Origin of the sequence: Bacillus sp. FSL K6-1366 (assembly GCF_037976695.1) — a bacterium.
GTDB classification, from domain to species: Bacteria; Bacillota; Bacilli; order Bacillales; family Bacillaceae; genus Bacillus; species Bacillus subtilis.
Genome location: NZ_CP150268.1, coordinates 240,767 through 259,217 on the forward strand (window position 1 = coordinate 240,767; position 18,451 = coordinate 259,217).

Consider the following 18,451-nt stretch of genomic DNA (forward strand, 5'->3'; position numbering starts at 1 on the left):
ATTTCCCCCTTAGTTTTTGCGAGTCAAGCTATCAGATACAATACGTTCCTGTTCTTTTTTATGAACTGTCGGATCTCCCTCTGCAGGGCTGGATCGTCTTCTTCGTCCAATATATTGAACGCTTACTCCCTCTGGTGCAATCTCTGTCAAATACGGGCTGATATAACCCCAAGCCCCCATGTTCTGCGGCTCTTCCTGCACCCAAACGATTTCTTTCAGGTTCGGAAGTTTTGCAAATAACTCTTTGACTCCTTTTGCCGGGAATGGATACAGCTGTTCGATTCTCGCAATGTGAAGCCACTCTTTACCGTCTTCTAACTTATTAAAATGATCGCTAATGTCTATAGACACTTTACCGCTGGATAATACAAGTCTGGTTACTTTTTCATAGTCATGAGAAAGTCCCGACTGTTCATAAACAGGCTGGAAGCGGCTTTCGCTGAGCTCCTGCACTTCCGACACCGTATTTGGGTTGCGAAGAAGGCTCTTCGGCGTCATAATGACGAGCGGTCTGATTTCTTCACGAAGCAGCATTTTAGCCTGTCTTCTTAAAATATGGAAATACTGTGCCGCGCTTGTCAGGTTGGCAACCGTCCAGTTGTTTTCCGCTGCAAGCTGCAGGAATCGCTCGATTCTTCCGCTTGAGTGCTCAGGCCCCTGTCCCTCGTAACCGTGCGGAAGCAGCATGACTAATCCGGATTTTTGGCCCCATTTGGCGCGTCCGGCAGAAATAAATTGGTCAAAATACACTTGAGCTGCGTTGGCAAAATCTCCGTACTGTGCTTCCCACAAAACAAGCGTTTCCGGTGAATGCACGTTATAGCCGTATTCAAAACCGAGAACCGATCCTTCAGACAGCGGGCTGTTATGAACAGCAAATGATGTGCTGCAGTCAGATAAGTGATGAAGCGGCACAAATTCTTTGCCCGTCTCACTGTCATGAAGCACAAGGTTTCTTTGGGCGAACGTTCCGCGCTCGGAATCCTGTCCTGTTAAACGAATCGGTGTTCCGTCTTTCAAAATTGAAGCAAACGCGAGTGATTCTGCCAAAGACCATTCCACTTTTCTGTCATCATCGAACGCCTTGGCGCGTCTTTCTAAAATGCGCTTTAGCTTGCCGAAAACATTAAATGACTCCGGCCAGTTGATCAATTCGCCATTCAGCTTGCGGAGCACATCAAAATCAATCGAAGTGTCCACATCTGGGAAACCGTTTGATACAGGCTCTGGAAGTTCAATTTCACAAGCAGTGTGTTCCTTTTTAGACGGAACTTTCTGATATGCATCCTCAATGCGCTTCGTTACCGATTTTTCGATGTTTTGAACGACTTCCTCGGTAAGCACGCCTTCTTTTACCAGCTTTTCAGCGAAAATTTGTTTGACGGTCGGATGCTTTCTGACAGCATCATACAGCATTGGCTGAGTGGTTGACGGTTCATCCATTTCGTTGTGTCCATAGCGTCTATACCCGATCAAATCAATCAGAAAATCCTTGTTGAATGTTTTTCGGTATTCGACCGCAAACTTAACAGCTGAAAGACAAGCTTCAGGATCGTCCGCATTCACGTGAACAATCGGAATTTCATAACCCTTGGCCAGGTCGCTGGCATATTTTGTCGATCTGGATTCAGCGCTTTCTGTTGTGAATCCGATCATGTTATTGGCGATAATATGAATCGCACCGCCTACTTGATACCCTTTTAAAGAGCTTAAATTCAATGTTTCAGCTACAATTCCTTCCCCAGGGAATGCAGCGTCTCCATGGATTAAAATGGCCAGCGATTTTGTTTCATCTTGTACCGGGTATCCGCTTTGTGTCCGCGTTTCCTGTGCCGCTCTAGTGCTGCCTTCAACAATCGGATTGATAAATTCCAAGTGGCTCGGGTTGTTCGCTAACGTAATGCGCGCTGATTTTGTTTCAGCGTCTTGAAGCTCCCGATTCGCCCCCAAATGGTATTTGACATCCCCTGTCCATCCGTAGCTGATTCCAATTGATCCCTCAGACGGGACAAGATCTTTATTCGGCGCATGCTGGAATTCAGAGAAGATGATTTCATACGGTTTGCCGAGCACATGTGCCAAGACATTCAGGCGTCCCCTGTGCGCCATCCCGATGTTGACACTTGTCGTGCCTGATTTGACAGATTGTGCAATAATGTCATCAAGCACTGGAACAAGAGCGTCCAGACCCTCAATGGAAAAGCGCTTCTGCCCGACGAATGTGCGGTGCAAAAACTGCTCAAAGCCCTCTACTTCTGTCAATCTTTCCAGCACAGCTGACAGCTTTTCAGCTGAGTTCTTCTGGAACAGCTCGCCAGATTCAATTTTTCTTGTCAGCCACTCGCGCTCTTTGAAGTCATGCACATGGTCAAATTCAAAAGAGATGGTTCTTTTATACGTATTTCGTAAATACTGAATGGCTTCTAAACCGTTCGTAATGTTTTTAGGAGCGTCTTTGCAGATGACAGACGCAGGTATTGCTTTTATTTCCTCTTCTGTTAGCCCGTAATCGGATAATGGAAAAAGTTCGCTCTTTTTCTCATCCTTTCTGAGCGGATTGACGGAAGCGTTCAAATGGCCATAGGTTCGGATATCTTCTGCAAGTTTGACTGCGGATGCGATCTTTTGAATCAGATCGGCTGTAACACGTCCCTTTTCTTTTGTTCCCGAGGCCTCTTTTATATCGCTTGGCGGAGCACCGAGCTCGTCGAACATTTCCTTCAAATCCGGGTCAATGCTGTTCGGATCCTGGGTATACTGATCGTAAAGCTCCAGCGCATAGCCGAGGTTCGGACCGTAAAAATCTTCCCAATTCATTCGTTGTTTCATACTATTTTGAAACATTTGAATATTACCCCCAACTTAAATAATCAAGTGATTGATTCACTATCTTGAAATAACTTTCGAACGCTGTGTCCAAAATTATGTAATAAAAACGCTTCCAACGATATTTTACCACTGTTTGCAATTTGATTCTACCTTGATTGTTCACAAAATAGTAAAAAACCTTTATAAAAAACAAAAAATTTAATCATTCGAAAAAACAAACGCCAAAAAGCATAGGATTAAGGGCTATCCTATGCTTTTATGAAGCAGTTTTTTCAGCAGCGGATACAAAACATCCGGTAGCTGATCAACATCCGGGACAAATATACTGAATTTTCCGTACATATCCTGGATCGTCTTCATTTGCGATTCTTCTATTTCTGAGTTGGAGAGAAAAACATTTATCACTTCTATTCCTCTTTTTCGGGCTTCGATAACCGCCTCACTTGTATCGACGATCCCATTTTGTTCATAGCCAAATGCGGCCGGCTCTCCATCTGAGAAAACAATTAAGAACTTTTGCGCCTCGCTGCGATGCAGCATTTTTTTCGTCATCTGCCTAATTGCGTACCCGTCACGGTTATCTTCTTCTGGCTCAAGCTGCATAATGGCCGGTCCAGAATCTTGTCTTAATGATGATTGGAAGGGAATAACCGTATTGAAATAGTTTGGCTGGCTTGTTTCGGTTGCATCATTTGTGTCCTCCCAAAAACCGACAATCTGATGCGGAACCGCTACCGATTTCAACGCTTCGTGAAACAGCACGATTCCTCGTTTTGTTTCGTCCATTTTGTCGAACATGCTGGCTGAACAATCGACCAACAATGTAAAAACTGCGTCGATTTCTGAAGATGGTTCTTGCTTTTTGTAGAACAGGCGCGGATTTCGCTCAGTGAAGTAACGAAGAAGCTTATTGTTCAGTCTCCCGGCATGAAGGTCTGTTCTCGGCAATGTTTTTTTATGCTCCAGTGTTTTTTGAATCATTTGTTTCAAACGCTTTTGATACGACTCAATCGTTTTTGCCTGCTGTTTATAAGAAAGCTCTTCTTCATTTGTTGCCGGCTGCGGTTCTTTATAAATTGGAAATGCGTATTTATTTTCTTTGCCGTCAGCCATACCCGCTCCGTTCGGCTGGTCTTTTTGGGACTCCAGCGCTTCAAGCTTGGAATAGTCTTTCCGTTTCGTTTGTCTGGCTGATCCTTGAACAGAGCCAAGGGCCTGATCTCCATCGTCGCCTTCCCTTGAAGCATCTCTTCCTAAATCTGATTTTGCGCCGTGTTCAATATCAAATTGAAGGAAGCTTTTAGACGGTGCTTCTGTTTCCCGGTGCCATGTCGGCATTTCTTCTTCATGGATATCCTCATCACCGTCTGATTGTTTTGGAAGCGTGATGTCATCACTCAGCTTCGGCGCTTTTTTCTCTTCTTCAAATAACGGCTGTTCTGCAGCTTTTGCGTAGTCAAGCTCAGGCAAAAAGAAGTAGGTGTTCAACATGTCTTTATCGAGCACCTCTTCAAGTCCGTCCATGAGGTCCTCAACAATTTTCAGAACCTGCCGTGTCGAATCTGCTTCATACACACGCAAGAGCTGCTGCTCAATAAACGGGCGCATCAGATCGATATCTTCACGTATGGATGGAAGGGTCTCGAGCGGCGATTCCGCTGTGAGCTTGACATAGATCGCGCAAAAGAGCGCATCGGTAAAAATGCTTCGTTCCAAATTTAAGGTCAGCTGGGTTGAGAAATGTTTTCTGTACATGTCTTTTCGCTTCGCAAATACATGTTTCGTACCCGGACGCTCACGTTTGATGCATTCTTCGATCCTAATGTCTTCAAGCAGCATAAAGAGCTGCTTGGCAAAACTTTTAAAGGTGAGATGACGATGGATATCATTCAAAAAGTTCGCAAACTCATGCAGCGAGCTATATCTTGTTCCGACTGAACGCAGGTAGACGTCGCTTTTCAGACCCGCTTCCATGTCCTCAGCTGCCCTGTCTTTCCAAAAGTGGCTCATATAGATTTTCTTTTCAAATGGATTGTAATAGGACTGAACGCCATACTCCACTTCTACCGCTTCACTCTTGGTGAGTGTTTTGGCCAAATCAGTCAGCATCATAAATAAAAATGAATCAATCGTGCTGTCGTTAAATTTGATAAATTTCATCGCAGCCCCCTCATTCAAATAGAGTTTCTGCAATATTTCGGACGGCCGCTTTTTCCCGATCATCATCAAGCTTTTCTACAATTCCCCGCTCAATGGCACGACGCGGCGGAATATAAGCAGCTAAATCACATGTATCGAGTAAAGCTCTGATGGATGCCGCTTCTTCAGACACCTGTCCGTTATTGGCCTGAACGATCAAGTCAGAGGAAAGCGTGATAAATCTGTCAATCAATTTCTCGTCTTTCAGGGCTGACTGAGACATGAGCACTTGTTTCAGCAGCTCGCCTTTAATATAAGGCACATCAATGATGACAAAACGGTTTTTCAACGCTTCATTCAGAGGAACAGTTCCGACATAGCCTTCATTGATGGCTGCAATGACTCCGAAACCGCTTTTAGCCCGTATGACCTCGCCTGTAAACGGATTTGTCATCATTTTTCTGTAATCTAATACACCGTTTAAAATAGGCAGTGTTTCCGGCTTCGCCATATTGATTTCATCTATATAAAGAAAATGGCCTTCCTTCATTGCCTTTGTAACAGGTCCTGAAACAAACTCGATTGTCGCCTGACCAGATTGATTTTCAATCGTTTTATAACCGACCAATGCCTCAGCGTCCAAGTCGACTGAACAGTTGACGCTGTGCATCGGTTTATGAAAATAGCTGGACAATGTTTCTGCCAGCTTTGTTTTTCCTGAACCTGTAGGCCCTTTCAGCAGGACATTTTTCCCCATGGCTAATGCAATAATGGCGTCAAATAAAATGGCTTCATCCTCCGCCTCATAGCCTGATGTTCCTATAAGCGATTGAAACTCCGGGGAAATAGGCTGCTCTTTATATGATAAAAGCTTTTGTTGTATATCTTCCGGCAATGTTAAGTGCTGTAGTTGAGTTGTCATAGACAGATTCCCTTTCCTATTCATATTCCATTAACGAGTATACTAAAAAAGCCCCTGTATGCTCAATACAAAAGGGCTTGGATGATATTACTGCTTCTCGTTATTTCCCAAAAGGGCTCCGCAGACAATACGCGCACCGGAATTGCCGCTTGGGTTTGTCAGATAATCGTCCGCTTGTTCATGAATAATAAATGCACTTCCGTCCTCGTCGAGAATATTTAGTTTACTTCCTTTTTTCAGTGAAGTGTCAGGCGCATTCATTATGACATCTACCTTTCCATCAGCACCGACTTCAAGGTTCGGCAGATCTCCGGCATGATGCCCCATCGGATTATTGAAGCCGTGTTCTTTGTTCAGTGGATTAAAGGGACCGCCCGCTGATTCAAAATCCGGCCTGACACAAGAACCTTTCTCATAAATATGAAAACCGAGAGAAGCACCTGGACGCAGGCTGTTTGCGGAAATATGAATATCGAGGCCTTCATCATCTGATTCTTTGATCTCTATAAAGCCGACTGCTTTCCCTTCACGATTGACCAACTGGACATGATGACCAAACGCTGACGTTTCAACCACTTTTTTTTCCGGCACCCGGTTAGGAGGGTCTGGAGGTTTTTTTTGTCCGCATCCGGCAACTCCCAGTGCCGTCAGCATCATCAACAGCAAGAGACGGTACATACTGTCTCCCCCTTGTTTTTTCTAACAGTGTGGTCAATCATTGTCTGGTATAAACAAAAAAGCCTATAAAAGGCTTTTTGTCATACTCATTTTTAAAAATAACTTCTTGCGCCCAAGTACCGCTGTTTCCAATACGAATTGCTGAGATTGGAAATGTCGACGCCCGATGAGCTTGCATGAATAAAATCACCGCCGCCTAGATAAATCCCCATGTGAGACGGGCCGGATTTATATGTGGTAAAGAAGACAAAGTCTCCTACTGACGGCTGGCTGACCTTCTGCATGACATTCCAATACCCTGCCGTACTCAATCTTGATATAGATGATACATTATTAATGAGGTAATAAATGAAGCCGCTGCAATCAAAACCGGCAGGCGTGTTTCCGCCCCATCGGTAAGGCACTCCGACATATTTTTTCGCTTCCGTTATCATTCTGTCAATCTTCGAACCTATTTGAATGTTTGACCCTGAGTTATCTTTTGGCTTTGTTGGCTTTGTCGGATTTGAAGGATTAGATTTTGATGCTCCCGAAATAGTCAGAACCTGCCCGATTTGCAGCACATCCGATGATAAATTGTTTTTATCACGGATGCTTTGGACAGTGACTCCGAGCCGATTTGCAATTTTCCACAGCGAATCGCCTGCTTTTACCTTGTACGTCGTTGTTTTTGAGGGATTGGAGTTTGACGGCTTTTTGGAACCGCTGTTTCCGTTCTTAGGTGAACTGCTTCCTTTTATTTTGAGCACCTGTTTAGGATAAAGTGTATCTGATGTTAAGCCATTTAAGGTTTTTAATTCGGCTACAGTCATATTTAAGCTGTTTGCGATTTTCCACAGTGAGTCACCAAGCTTGACCGTATATGTACTTTTTGAAGAACCTGAAGAATTGGAACCGCTGTTTTTCTTTGATCCATTTGATCCGCTTGAACTGCTTGTCCCTTTGATCTTAAGCTTTTGCCCCGGACGAATCAGGTCACTGCTCAGGCTGTTTAAGCTTTTAAGCTCAGAAACACTCATTTTATGATTTTTAGCAATCATCCATAGGGAATCACCATATGCAACTGTGTATGTTGATGTTTTGCTTGAATTAGATGGGGATGTCGTGCTTTTTTTGCTGCTTTCAGGAACCTTAAGACTTTGTCCGACATAAAGCACCGTTGATTTCAATTTGTTTTCGGATTTCAGAGCTGATATTGTCGTATCATACTGGCGGGAAAGTTTCCAAAGAGAGTCACCGCTTTTTACTTTTATCGTTTTTGCTTCCGCGGGTGCTGCGGCCATCGACGACCCAACAACTGCAGAAACAGCCAAGCCGGCTACAATCTTCTTTTTCATTCATTCAACCTCCTAAACTGTTTTTTTGCAAAAACAGCTAGTATTTTGTTTCCAAAAATGGCACACAACTGTTTTATCGTCAATTTTTCAGCAAGTTAAACCCTTTTCAAACATTTGGCGCAGCATTTTCAGCATCGTTCGACCTTTAAACCTTCAAATAAACATCTAACATTTTACATAAGCACGATATGTTTTTCGAAAGTCTAAGGAACTATTTAAGCGAGGGTAAAAATGATGGTTTTCTATTGATGAACGAAGCAGTTTCTCCTCCTTTCTTGTCTATTTTTCTAATCAATTCTCTATCGGCGTGTCAAATCCCTCTTATGAAATGGCAAAAAGCCTGTTCTTTCGATAAGAACAGGCTTTTACACTATGCATTTGCTGATTGAGTTTTTTGTTTTACAGCTTCAAGAATGCTGTCGGCTGCTTTTTTAGAGCCGCCTGCCGCTTTCAGTGATTGTCCAATTTCTTTTGCCTTTTCAGCATACGAACGATTATTCATTACTTCTTGTATCGTCTCTTTCAGTAGGCTTTCAGACAATTCTTCCTTTTTAATTACTTTTCCTGCGCCGACTTTTTCCACCTGATCTGCGACAACAAATTGGTCGCCTCCCATCGGAATGACAACGAGCGGGGTTTCAAAATACAAACCTTCACTTGTGCTGTTCATTCCGCCGTGTGTCACAAATAAGCTGGCTCTTTTCAAGATCTCAAGCTGAGGGACATACGGGCGTACAATGAAATTCTCCGGAATGTCGTTTAACTCACTTGTTTTAATATGCTTGCCGATGGAAAGCACAACTTTGCCGTCAAAATCCTTACATACTTCAAGGCATTGATTAAAAAACTGCTTTTGATTATTAAAAATGGTTCCCATTGAAATAAACAGCACGTTTTCATTGTCAATCTGATCAAATGGGAAATCATTGTTTCCGGCTCTTTCTGTAATGGAAGGACCGACAAATACATATCGCTCGCCAAATTGCTCAGCCAGTGGCTGAAATCCCCTTGATGTAAAGACGATTGTCAAGTCACCATCAGCTAAAAAAACATCAAATGGCTTCTTGATCTCTGCTTGAAAATCAGCATTTAAAGTTTCTGCAAGCTGCTGGTATGATTCATAATGAGGCGAATCTTCAAGTGATCCTTTCATGTACGCTCCCATCATTTCCTTTGCAAATTCCTCATTCATCGCAAAGGTTGTACACAATGAAAATCTTGGCAGCTTCAGCATGTTGGCAATGACTTTACCCGCGAGAAGATGGTGATCATATATGACATAATCATACGATTCATGTTTGACTTCCTCATAAATATGAGTCGCAATATCTTTACAGCTTTTCAAAAAAGCGCAGATCATTTCAGTAAAGTCTCTTTCTTCATCACCGGTTGCGTTTTTCCCGAAGTAATCTCCCCTGAAATCATGATACTCACGAAACTCTATATCAAGAGCTGTGATTTTTTCTTTATATTCCTTCACTGCGTAGTACGTAATGTTTTCTCCCCGAGATTTCAGCTCCTTCATCACACCGATAGAGGGATTAATATGCCCTTCACCGGGAAAACCGATCATTAATACATTAGCCATGCGACAGCACCCTTCCTTTGAAAATTTATGTAATATTTTATACGGTACTATAAATACATAAACAGGTAAAGTATTTCACTTAATTAATATTCATTACATATAACTTTTCTACCAGCTTATATTTCCTGTCTTCAAGACAAAAAGCATTCAGCTTGAAGCGAATGCTTTAATAAAGATGCGAATTCAGTCATTTTGTCTCATGATAGGATTCTTAATCAGGCCCTTTTTATTATTTTTACGTTCTTGGTGAAATTAACGGATATAATACACCATCTTTGGCAAACGACATCTTCCCTGTTTCCTCTGAAACCACGAGCACCAGTGCATCCGTATATCCCGACATACCGAGAGCCGCCCGGTGCCGGGTTCCCAAATGGATATCCACTTCCTTCGTCGTCAGCGGGAGCACATTGGCTGCTGACACGAGTTTGTTTTCCCTCACTAATAAAGCGCCGTCATGAAGAGGGTTTCCGGGAAAAAAGATGCTTTCAATTAATGAAGAGCTGATCTCGGCGTGTAGGGAGGTGCCTTTTTGAATAAAATGTTCAACCGGGTCTGCTCTTTCAATCACAATTAAAGCTCCATGCTTATGTTCCGATAAGGCTTTAATCGCCTTGGCCAGCTCAATAAATGCCGGCGTAAATTCCTCAATGTATGATTGCAAATAAAAGGAGGATGCAATCCCCTGCATGTCCTGAAAAATGTGCCCTAAATCATCTAATTCACAAAGGAGACACTGGTCTTTTTCGTGAAGCGTTTTCAAGATTAGAGATGCATCACCTAATATTTGCTCTAGGTACACCTGTATTTTCCCCTTGAACGCATTTTCTGATATCTGCTCATAGCGCATAATCTTCATCTCCTGTTCAAATTTCCAACTTTTCACGAATGCTTATCTTATTGATGCACATTCTATTGGTAAAGGAGGGATGTAAAGAATGGAAATCGAAAGAATCATTCAGTATATTTGCACCTTTTTAGGCGTGATTTCGCTTTCTTTTATTTATGCCCAAATGTTTAGAAAAACGAAACCGACAAAAAAAGAATAGGCCCGGCGTTCATTGCTTTTTATACATAAAATGTTATAATTTCTCTCGTTATGAAAAAGAAACGGAGATCAATGTATGAAAGAAACTCAAAATGCCCGGAAAAAAATCAAACAGCTCTTGCACATTTTAATACCGATATTCATTACCCAGGCGGGGCTTTCTCTTATGACTTTTCTAGATACGGTGATGTCAGGGAAAGTCAGCCCCGCTGATTTAGCGGGTGTCGCGATTGGCTCAAGCCTTTGGACCCCTGTTTACACAGGACTTGCAGGTATATTAATGGCGGTCACCCCGATTGTCGCTCAGTTATTAGGCGCAGAGAAAAAACAGAAGATTCCCTTTACTGTTTTACAGGCTGTATACGTGGCCGCGCTACTTAGCATCGCCGTTTTATTGATTGGATATGCTGCAGTTGACCTTATTCTTGGCCGATTGAACCTTGATATTCACGTGTATCAGATTGCTAAACACTTTTTAGGCTTTTTATCACTGGGAATTTTCCCTTTATTTGTTTACACCGTGTTGAGATCATTCATCGACTCATTAGGAAAAACGAGAGTCACCATGATGATTACACTCAGTTCTCTTCCAATCAATTTTGTATTGAATTATGTATTTATCTTCGGGAAGTTCGGAATGCCGGCACTTGGGGGTGTCGGCGCGGGGCTGGCATCCGCGTTAACTTATTGGTGTATCTGCATCATCAGTTTTTTCATTATTCATAAAAACGCACCGTTTTCTGAATACGGGATTTTCCTTACCTTGTATAAGTTCTCTTGGAAAGCATGCAAAAATTTGCTCAAAATCGGGCTGCCTATTGGGTTCGCCGTGTTTTTTGAAACGAGCATTTTCGCAGCTGTCACGCTTCTAATGAGCCATTTTCATACAGTGACCATCGCGTCCCACCAGGCAGCCATGAATTTTGCGTCTCTTTTATATATGCTGCCGCTTAGCGTGTCCATGGCTCTAACAATTGTGGTCGGATTTGAAGCGGGTGCAGCCCGTTTTAAGGATGCACGCTCATATAGCTTAATCGGCATCATGATGGCGATCGGCTTTTCTTTGTTCACTGCCGCCTGTATCCTTTTATTCAGAGAGCAAATTGCGGGCATGTACACTTCTGACCCCGATGTGCTCCGGCTGACACAGCACTTTTTAATTTATGCGCTATTTTTTCAGCTTTCCGATGCTGTTGCCGCACCGATCCAGGGAGCACTCAGAGGGTACAAAGATGTGAACTATACGCTTGCGGCCGCTTTTGTCTCTTACTGGGTCATTGGCCTTCCGGTCGGTTATATGGTCGGTACGTTTACAAGCCTCGGTGCATTCGGCTATTGGATTGGATTAATAGCAGGACTCGCCACCGGAGCAGTTGGGCTGTTTTTCAGGCTGGCAAAACTGCAAAAACGTTATTCGCAAAAACAACACATTTAAAAGAGGTGATCAATCATGGCAAAAAACAAAAAATTATTCGAGTATCTTTCCCAGCATGCGGAAACCATCAGTTCAACGTGGTATGAAACAATCGAGGAGACTGATCCCAATTCCATTTATGCCTCAACAGATCCTGTTGTCATTCACAATTTAAAGAACCAGAATCTTGCCTTTAACTATAAAATAAACCGTATTTTTATAGATGATGAGGACGTATACTTGCCTATACTGAAAGATTGGGCCTTTGAAGTCACACAGGATCAAGAGCATTTAAAAACTCCTATCCACTATATTATTCGGGAGTTTGTCAGAGTGAGAGATTTATATGTTTCCTATGTGAAAGAATTTGTCCATCTCAATCAGGATACTGTGAAAAGCGAAGAAGCCGAAGACCTGTATCACGCCCTTATAAAAGCGTTTGATCTTGTGATTCATATTTTTATAGAAGAAATGTACAAAAACACAAGCCTTCAGCTTCAGGCCCAAAAAGATATGATTACTGAATTGAGCGCTCCGGTCATCGTGCTGTTTCACAGCGTCGGACTGCTGCCTTTAATCGGAGATATTGATACAGTCCGCGCCAAGCTGATTATGGAAAACACACTGCATCAATGTGCGAAAAAAAAGGTGACACAACTGTATATTGATTTGTCAGGAGTAGCTGTGATTGATACGATGGTTGCCCATCAGCTGTTCAGTCTGATTGAGGCGCTTCGTTTAATCGGTGTTTCTTCAACTTTGTCTGGAATCCGTCCGGAAATCGCGCAAACAGCGGTTCAGCTAGGTTTGTCTTTCGAAGGTATTTCCTTGAGATCCACTCTCGCTTCAGCAATTGCATCGGACTTAAAATTAAAAAAGGTATAAGGCTTAAGGCCTTATACCTTTTTGATTAATCATTCCATTGATACGTCCAATATATTTCTTCTTCAAACCATGTTGCCATAACAGGTTCATTATTTTTCAATTTCTCTTCAAGCTCTCTGAGCATGCCTTCTGTTTGTGTGCGGTGAGCTCTTAACGCATTCATTTTAATATCAGCTACTTCTTTGATATCAAGCACGACATCAGCTTCGCCGAGAACCTCTTCTCTGTTGCGGGTAATGGCCATGCAGATTGTGCGCGGACGGTCTTCTTTCTTTTTGCGGTATAATGCACGGATAACCGCTTCCCCGCATGCATCATGGTCAGGGTGCACACCGTGTCCGGGATAAAATGTGACAATTAAACTTGGTTTTACATCATCTATGATCTCTTCCATGATATCAGCTAAATACTCATCGTCTTCAAATTCGAGCGTTTTGTCACGGAGTCCAAGCATACGAAGGTCATTGATATCCATTTCTTTGCAGGCATTGATGAGCTCTTGTTTTCTTAGCAGCGGCAACGTTTCACGATTCGCGAAAAATGGATCGCCCATATTTCTGCCCATTTCACCTAAAGTGGCGCAGGCATACGTAACGGGAATGTCTTTTTTTCTGTTTAAGGCAATGAGGCCTGCCACTCCATATGATTCGTCATCAGGGTGAGGCAGGATTACTAATACGTGTTCTTTCATTATTTTTCACCCTTTTCTTTAAACTGTGAACGGTTTTTCACTGATTTGCAGAGAAATAGCCAGTTTACCGCCCGGCAGATGTCCCGCCATTAATAAACGGTTTTCTTCATCTACCGTGTATTCAGTCAAGCCTTCAGCATAAATCCAGCCTTCTTCTGTTTTCAAGCCAACGCGGTAAGGCCCGTTGCCTTTGATTTTTGCCTGATGATAAGTGACTTTTGCATTGCGGATATACGCAACAACCGTCATGTTCTTTTCATTTAAATGCGCTGAATAAGAACCTGTGGTGGTTTCTAAATGGATATATACAGGGCGGTCCGCATATCGTTCTAAAGATGCTTGCACATCTTCTTTTATGATCGCTTTCATGATTGCTCCCCTCTTTCTTCTTTTAAATACTCTGCACGTTCTGTATGTAATTTGACCAGCTGATATTTCACAGCCGGTTCGAGCTGTGAATTCACAATGCGCTGAATCGCGGCAAAATATTTTTCCAGCATCGGTTTTCGGAGTCTTGGATGTGTTCGTTTATCCAAGAGCTCAAGATCAATCGCCTCTGCTACCGCTTCTGCGTCATCATGTGCGAGAGATCGGTTATTCCAAAGTGAAGCATAGGCTTTCACTATCTCTTTATCATTGTCCATCGTCTTGCTCCTTTATGTCTTACATACATGAAATGATTATACATAATATATGCATCAGCTGAAAAGCCAAAGGCCTCAATGGCTTTTTGACGCCCGTTTCCACTTCACTTGTGAAAACGTAAACAAGATCAGCGCAGCCCATATACAGCTGAATGTAAAAGCCTTCGAGCTTGAAAATGGCTCATTGTAAACAAACAGCCCGATCAGAAGGGTAATGGTCGGCGCAATATATTGTAAGATACCGACTTGATACAGTGGCAGCCGTTTCGCTCCTTCCACAAACAATAAGAGCGGCAAAGCCGTAAACACACCGGCCAAAAAGAGAAGCAGCCACGTCCCTCCGCTTTCTGCACCCGCTGGCTGAACATGTCCGCTGAACAGCAAATACCCCAATGCAATGGGCATAATCATGAATGTTTCCAGCGTTAAGCCAATGGCGCTCGGCAGGCTTGTTCTTTTTTTGCTTAACCCGTACAGCCCAAAGCTGAATGCGAGCAGAAGCGCAACATAAGGAATGGAGCCGTATTGGAACGCCGAGATGATGACACCGGCTGCCGCAATCGAAACGGCCACTAATTGCAGGCGATTCAGTTTTTCCTTTAAAAATAAAATCCCAAGGAGCACTGATACAAGCGGATTAATGTAATAGCCAAGACTAGCCTCAAGCAAAAAGCCATGGTTGACAGCCCATATGTATACAAACCAGTTGATCGAAATCAGGATAGAAGCAAGAAATAAAGAGAGGATCCCTCCGTTCTTTTTCAGAGAGCGCAACTCCTGCCATCCTATTTTCCATTGCCGCAAGAAAAAAAGTACGATACACATAAAAACAAAAGACCATATAATACGATGAGCCAAAATATCAAGAGCCGGCAGCTGTTCGAGAAGCTTCCAATAGAGCGGAAACAGGCCCCACATGATAAAGGAAACGGCTGTGTAAATAACGCCTTTTTTTGTTTCTGAATATTGCATTTATATCCCTGCCTTTCTTTAGAGCATCTTATATTATATCACGTGAAAGATCTGGCGGGCATATACTATTTTGTCCGTGAAGAAAGGATGTGAAGACAATGTTTGAGTGGAACAAGTACTTTCCTTTCCACAATCAATTTTCTAAAGAAGCATTAAAAAAAGCTGATCCGAAAGAAGTTGAAACGTATGTCAATCGTGTGATGGAAAGTGTGTTCGGCAGTGATTATGCGGCTCAATTTCCTTTCCGCGATCCTCTCCCCCAAAAAGAACATCCCGCCAAACCTGATGCAAAACCTGATGTCAAACCTGATATTGATATATTCGAAACAGCAGACCATGTGTTTGTAAAGGTGCCAATCAGCGAAGAATGGCTGGAACAAGTGAGAATCAAACACACATCTCACGAATTATGGTTGGAAAACTTCCCAAGAGCAGATCATCCGAAAAAAGTAAACCTTCCTTGTTTAGTCAAACGCAAAGGAACAAAAGCCGTCTATAAGGATGGACTTCTGGAAGTCATGTTTCAAAAGCAGCAAGACTACAATATGTCCGAGGTAGAAATCATCCGATAAAAAACGGCCTGCAATCGATGCAGGCCGTTTTTTATTAATAGAAGCCGGGATATCCCCCGTATGGCACGCCGGCACCAAAACCGTACGGTCCGCCTCCATATCCATAAGGGCCAGGAGGATAGGCATAGGGACGAGAATAGTTAAACAGCGCACTCCCGAGAAAACCGCCTAATAAACCGCCGACTAGAGGAGCGCCAAACAAAAAAGGACTACGCGCCGGATATCCGGCTGGACCTGGGATTCCGCGATAATACGAATGATGAGGGTACATGATTTTTTCCTCCTTTATGTCTGCCTATACGTAAAGTATTCAGCAAGGAAGAAAAACGATTGGGCTACGGACTGTCTATGATTGTTACATCACAAGCCCTGCCAATAACACACAGCCGAGCCCTGTAACCGAAAGAACTGTTGTAAGCAGCGTCCAGGTTTGAAATGTTTCTTTCATGCTCAAGCCGAAAAATTCCTTTACCATCCAAAATCCTGCATCATTTACATGACACGCAATGACACTGCCGGCTCCTGTTGCAAGCACCATTAACGCGGGGTTTACACTGCCAGCCTCCATAAGCGGAGCTGCCATTCCCGCTGTGGTAAGCGCAGCCACGGTAGCAGAGCCTAGACACAGACGCAGAACCGCGGCGATGGTCCATGCAACGAATAGCGGCGACATGTTTGTTTGACGGAAAAAATCAGCGACATAATCGCCGACTCCGCCGTCAATCAGCACCTGTTTAAACGCTCCTCCCCCTCCTATGATGAGCAGCATCATCGCAATTTGCGAAATTGATTCTGAAATAGATCTGCTGATTTCCTGCATAGATATTTTACGGGCATATCCCATCGTATAGAGTGCAAGCAACAGCGAAATGAGCATTGCCGTTCCCGGAGTGCCGATAAATTCTATAATGTCTTTTCCTTTTGAATGTTCACTCAATAATAAAGAAAAAACTGTTGCCATTGCCATAAAGATAACCGGGAATAAAGACGTGACAGCACTGATCGCAAAGCCCGGTGTTTCATCCAGCTGAAATTCTTTCCTCGGTCCTAACCCCGATAGGTTTCCATGCTTTTGATACGCACCAGGAAACCGTTTCATCGCAAATTTATTAAATAAAGGCCCGGCAATCACAGTTGTCGGAACAGCGATGATGATTCCCAAAAGCAGCACCTGGCCAATATGGGCACCATATGCAACTGAGATAGCAGTTGGAGCAGGATGCGGGGGTAAAAATCCGTGAGTAACATTTAAGGCGGCGGCCATCGGGATTCCCAGATACAGAAAAGGCATTTTTAATTCTTTAGCAATCGCGTAAACAATCGGTATCAACAGAACAAGACCGACTTCAAAAAATAGGGCAATCCCGATAATAAAAGAGGCAACCACAACCGCCGCCTGTATTCGTTTCCTCCCGAATTTGTCAATCAGCGTAATGGCAATCCGGTAGCCGCCCCCAGCATCTGAGACAAGCCTCCCAAGCATCGCGCCAAGTCCAAACACTAAAGCTAAATGCCCCAGTTGCCCGCCAATTCCAGCCTCAATTGAAAGAACAATTTTATTGATATCCATTCCAAGTCCGATGGCTACTAAAAATGAAACGACAATCAGTGAGACAAAGGTATTTAATTTTACTTTAATAATGAGAAATAACAGAATCAGCACTCCGACAGCTACAATTAAAATCGGCATGGTACCCCTCCAAAAGTGTTTTATATGATTCTCGCGACAATGTTTTGGCGCTTTTCATGCCTAGACGAACAGAAAACGCTTTCATTAATAACTAAAAACGTCTTGGTTATATGATTGTTATCTTTTGATCAACTAATATGTTCATACTAATCTCCTAATCAATGACTGTCAATCGTTTTTATGAGCTTGTCTCGATTACCTACCGCCTAACCCAATGATTTATTAGTTATATGTTGATTAACTTTTGGTTATATGTTATGTTTTTTAAAGTTGACTGCCAATCATTATATCTATTCATTGTCTGGAAGCAAATGAGACAATATGAGAACAGACGGATAACAACTTCACAGAAGGAGGAGTACACATGCCATTATTGCGTTTTGATGTAATTGAGGGCCGTGATGAAAAATCGCTGCAATTGTTATTAGATACTGCTCACCAAGCGATGGTTGAAGCATTTGGTGTTCCGGAAAGAGACCGTTATCAAATTGTCCATCAGCATCCCGCAAACGAGCTTATAATCCAAGATACGGGATTAGGGTTTCAGAGAACCAAGGATCTGGTCATCATTAGTATGACAAGCAAAGCAAGAACCGAAAGCCAAAAGGAAAAATTGTATGCTCTGCTTGCTGAAAGGCTAGAAGAAAAATGCGGAATTTCCCCTGAAGACCTCATGGTATCTATTACTGAGAATGGTGACGCAGACTGGAGTTTCGGTCTTGGTGAGGCGCAATTTTTGAATGGAAAACTATAAGATTTCGTCTCCCCATAAAAAAAAGAGAGAGCTCCAAAGAAGCTCTCTCTTTTTTTCATAAATGCGGAAGTCATCAGTATAGAAGCATCCAGCAATACGAAAAACCTGGATCTCCTTTTAGATTCGGTTTAAATGCCAATTGGAAGCTGACTTTGGCCGAAAATATAAAATTTTGCTGATTTGCATAATAAGATAACTCATAATCCCCATTTACAACAGGTTGGATGCTATAACTTATTGATCATTTCCATGAACATGACACTTTTGCCAATCCGGAAATGTCAGTCT

Annotated in this window: 17 protein-coding genes; 4 read left to right on the top strand and 13 right to left on the bottom strand. The window is 42.9% G+C overall.

Annotation, left to right across the window (positions count from 1 at the left end; translation table 11 throughout):
• Positions 1 to 9 precede the first annotated feature (9 nt).
• The 7 genes from sucA to cdaS all read right to left on the bottom strand — a co-directional run bounded on the left by sucA (position 10) and on the right by cdaS (position 10,352).
• Positions 10 to 2,844 (bottom strand): 2-oxoglutarate dehydrogenase E1 component, encoded by a 2,835-nt coding sequence (gene sucA, locus MHI44_RS01135; protein ID WP_033884554.1) that lies wholly within the window; start codon positions 2,842 to 2,844, stop codon positions 10 to 12.
• A gap of 228 nt (positions 2,845 to 3,072) precedes the next feature.
• Positions 3,073 to 4,989, bottom strand: coding sequence for a nitric oxide reductase activation protein NorD (locus tag MHI44_RS01140; RefSeq protein WP_339202715.1), 1,917 nt, complete (start codon positions 4,987 to 4,989; stop codon positions 3,073 to 3,075).
• 10 nt (positions 4,990 to 4,999) lie between these two features.
• Positions 5,000 to 5,914, bottom strand: coding sequence for a MoxR family ATPase (locus MHI44_RS01145; RefSeq protein WP_015251896.1), 915 nt, complete (start codon positions 5,912 to 5,914; stop codon positions 5,000 to 5,002).
• A gap of 63 nt (positions 5,915 to 5,977) precedes the next feature.
• Complete coding sequence (locus tag MHI44_RS01150) at positions 5,978 to 6,568, bottom strand: superoxide dismutase family protein (RefSeq protein ID WP_015251895.1); 591 nt, start codon at positions 6,566 to 6,568, stop codon at positions 5,978 to 5,980.
• A gap of 92 nt (positions 6,569 to 6,660) precedes the next feature.
• Positions 6,661 to 7,905 carry a D-gamma-glutamyl-meso-diaminopimelic acid endopeptidase CwlS gene (cwlS, locus tag MHI44_RS01155; protein ID WP_004399265.1) on the bottom strand — a complete coding sequence of 415 codons (1,245 nt, stop codon included), beginning with the start codon at positions 7,903 to 7,905 and terminating at the stop codon, positions 6,661 to 6,663.
• A gap of 370 nt (positions 7,906 to 8,275) precedes the next feature.
• Positions 8,276 to 9,493, bottom strand: a complete 1,218-nt coding sequence (locus MHI44_RS01160) for a macrolide family glycosyltransferase (protein ID WP_101172397.1) — start codon at positions 9,491 to 9,493, stop codon at positions 8,276 to 8,278.
• A gap of 235 nt (positions 9,494 to 9,728) precedes the next feature.
• Entirely contained in the window at positions 9,729 to 10,352 is a 624-nt protein-coding gene (cdaS, locus tag MHI44_RS01165; RefSeq protein WP_015251893.1) for a cyclic di-AMP synthase CdaS, read from the bottom strand.
• Positions 10,353 to 10,617: 265 nt separating this feature from the next.
• On the opposite strand from cdaS, the gene MHI44_RS01170 reads away from it, so the two are divergent.
• Both MHI44_RS01170 and rsbRC read left to right on the top strand, forming a co-directional pair.
• Positions 10,618 to 11,976, top strand: coding sequence for an MATE family efflux transporter (locus MHI44_RS01170; protein ID WP_339202717.1), 1,359 nt, complete (start codon positions 10,618 to 10,620; stop codon positions 11,974 to 11,976).
• A 15-nt stretch (positions 11,977 to 11,991) separates the two neighbouring features.
• The gene (gene rsbRC, locus MHI44_RS01175; protein ID WP_339202719.1) at positions 11,992 to 12,840 is read left to right on the top strand and encodes an RsbT co-antagonist RsbRC; all 849 of its coding nucleotides are present in this window, start codon (positions 11,992 to 11,994) and stop codon (positions 12,838 to 12,840) included.
• 25 nt (positions 12,841 to 12,865) lie between these two features.
• Here the strand turns inward: rsbRC and bshB2 are convergent, their stop codons facing one another.
• The 4 genes from bshB2 to rarD all read right to left on the bottom strand — a co-directional run bounded on the left by bshB2 (position 12,866) and on the right by rarD (position 15,147).
• Positions 12,866 to 13,531: a bacillithiol biosynthesis deacetylase BshB2 gene (gene bshB2, locus MHI44_RS01180; protein ID WP_003231215.1), complete on the bottom strand. Its 666-nt coding sequence runs from the start codon at positions 13,529 to 13,531 to the stop codon at positions 12,866 to 12,868.
• Positions 13,532 to 13,549: 18 nt separating this feature from the next.
• Positions 13,550 to 13,900, bottom strand: coding sequence for a YojF family protein (locus MHI44_RS01185; protein ID WP_003231213.1), 351 nt, complete (start codon positions 13,898 to 13,900; stop codon positions 13,550 to 13,552).
• Complete coding sequence (locus MHI44_RS01190) at positions 13,897 to 14,175, bottom strand: hypothetical protein (RefSeq protein WP_003231211.1); 279 nt, start codon at positions 14,173 to 14,175, stop codon at positions 13,897 to 13,899. Before MHI44_RS01190 ends, MHI44_RS01185 begins: the two co-directional genes overlap by 4 nt.
• Positions 14,176 to 14,250: 75 nt before the next feature.
• Positions 14,251 to 15,147 (bottom strand): EamA family transporter RarD, encoded by an 897-nt coding sequence (gene rarD, locus MHI44_RS01195; protein ID WP_339202721.1) that lies wholly within the window; start codon positions 15,145 to 15,147, stop codon positions 14,251 to 14,253.
• A gap of 98 nt (positions 15,148 to 15,245) precedes the next feature.
• Here rarD and gerT point away from each other — a divergent pair, with 98 nt between their 5' ends.
• A complete protein-coding gene (gerT, locus tag MHI44_RS01200; protein WP_024573595.1) occupies positions 15,246 to 15,719 on the top strand; it encodes a spore germination protein GerT in 474 nt (157 codons plus the stop codon).
• 34 nt (positions 15,720 to 15,753) lie between these two features.
• On the opposite strand, the gene MHI44_RS01205 is transcribed toward gerT, so the two are convergent.
• Complete coding sequence (locus MHI44_RS01205) at positions 15,754 to 15,990, bottom strand: hypothetical protein (RefSeq protein ID WP_014480034.1); 237 nt, start codon at positions 15,988 to 15,990, stop codon at positions 15,754 to 15,756.
• A gap of 84 nt (positions 15,991 to 16,074) precedes the next feature.
• Positions 16,075 to 17,409, bottom strand: a complete 1,335-nt coding sequence (locus MHI44_RS01210; RefSeq protein WP_085187488.1) for a gluconate:H+ symporter — start codon at positions 17,407 to 17,409, stop codon at positions 16,075 to 16,077.
• Between the two features lie 364 nt (positions 17,410 to 17,773).
• Here MHI44_RS01210 and MHI44_RS01215 point away from each other — a divergent pair, with 364 nt between their 5' ends.
• A complete protein-coding gene (locus MHI44_RS01215) occupies positions 17,774 to 18,163 on the top strand; it encodes a tautomerase family protein (RefSeq protein ID WP_014477090.1) in 390 nt (129 codons plus the stop codon).
• Positions 18,164 to 18,451: the final 288 nt, after the last annotated feature.

Excerpts from the sequence above, each read along its gene's own strand:
- sucA (WP_033884554.1), bottom strand. The coding sequence starts at position 2,844 with ATGTTTCAAAATAGTATGAAACAACGAATGAATTGGGAAGATTTTTAC.
- MHI44_RS01140 (WP_339202715.1), bottom strand. The coding sequence starts at position 4,989 with ATGAAATTTATCAAATTTAACGACAGCACGATTGATTCATTTTTATTT.
- MHI44_RS01145 (WP_015251896.1), bottom strand. The coding sequence starts at position 5,914 with ATGAATAGGAAAGGGAATCTGTCTATGACAACTCAACTACAGCACTTA.
- MHI44_RS01150 (WP_015251895.1), bottom strand. The coding sequence starts at position 6,568 with ATGTACCGTCTCTTGCTGTTGATGATGCTGACGGCACTGGGAGTTGCC.
- cwlS (WP_004399265.1), bottom strand. The coding sequence starts at position 7,905 with ATGAAAAAGAAGATTGTAGCCGGCTTGGCTGTTTCTGCAGTTGTTGGG.
- MHI44_RS01160 (WP_101172397.1), bottom strand. The coding sequence starts at position 9,493 with ATGGCTAATGTATTAATGATCGGTTTTCCCGGTGAAGGGCATATTAAT.
- cdaS (WP_015251893.1), bottom strand. The coding sequence starts at position 10,352 with ATGAAGATTATGCGCTATGAGCAGATATCAGAAAATGCGTTCAAGGGG.
- MHI44_RS01170 (WP_339202717.1), top strand. The coding sequence starts at position 10,618 with ATGAAAGAAACTCAAAATGCCCGGAAAAAAATCAAACAGCTCTTGCAC.
- rsbRC (WP_339202719.1), top strand. The coding sequence starts at position 11,992 with ATGGCAAAAAACAAAAAATTATTCGAGTATCTTTCCCAGCATGCGGAA.
- bshB2 (WP_003231215.1), bottom strand. The coding sequence starts at position 13,531 with ATGAAAGAACACGTATTAGTAATCCTGCCTCACCCTGATGACGAATCA.
- MHI44_RS01185 (WP_003231213.1), bottom strand. The coding sequence starts at position 13,900 with ATGAAAGCGATCATAAAAGAAGATGTGCAAGCATCTTTAGAACGATAT.
- MHI44_RS01190 (WP_003231211.1), bottom strand. The coding sequence starts at position 14,175 with ATGGACAATGATAAAGAGATAGTGAAAGCCTATGCTTCACTTTGGAAT.
- rarD (WP_339202721.1), bottom strand. The coding sequence starts at position 15,147 with ATGCAATATTCAGAAACAAAAAAAGGCGTTATTTACACAGCCGTTTCC.
- gerT (WP_024573595.1), top strand. The coding sequence starts at position 15,246 with ATGTTTGAGTGGAACAAGTACTTTCCTTTCCACAATCAATTTTCTAAA.
- MHI44_RS01205 (WP_014480034.1), bottom strand. The coding sequence starts at position 15,990 with ATGTACCCTCATCATTCGTATTATCGCGGAATCCCAGGTCCAGCCGGA.
- MHI44_RS01210 (WP_085187488.1), bottom strand. The coding sequence starts at position 17,409 with ATGCCGATTTTAATTGTAGCTGTCGGAGTGCTGATTCTGTTATTTCTC.
- MHI44_RS01215 (WP_014477090.1), top strand. The coding sequence starts at position 17,774 with ATGCCATTATTGCGTTTTGATGTAATTGAGGGCCGTGATGAAAAATCG.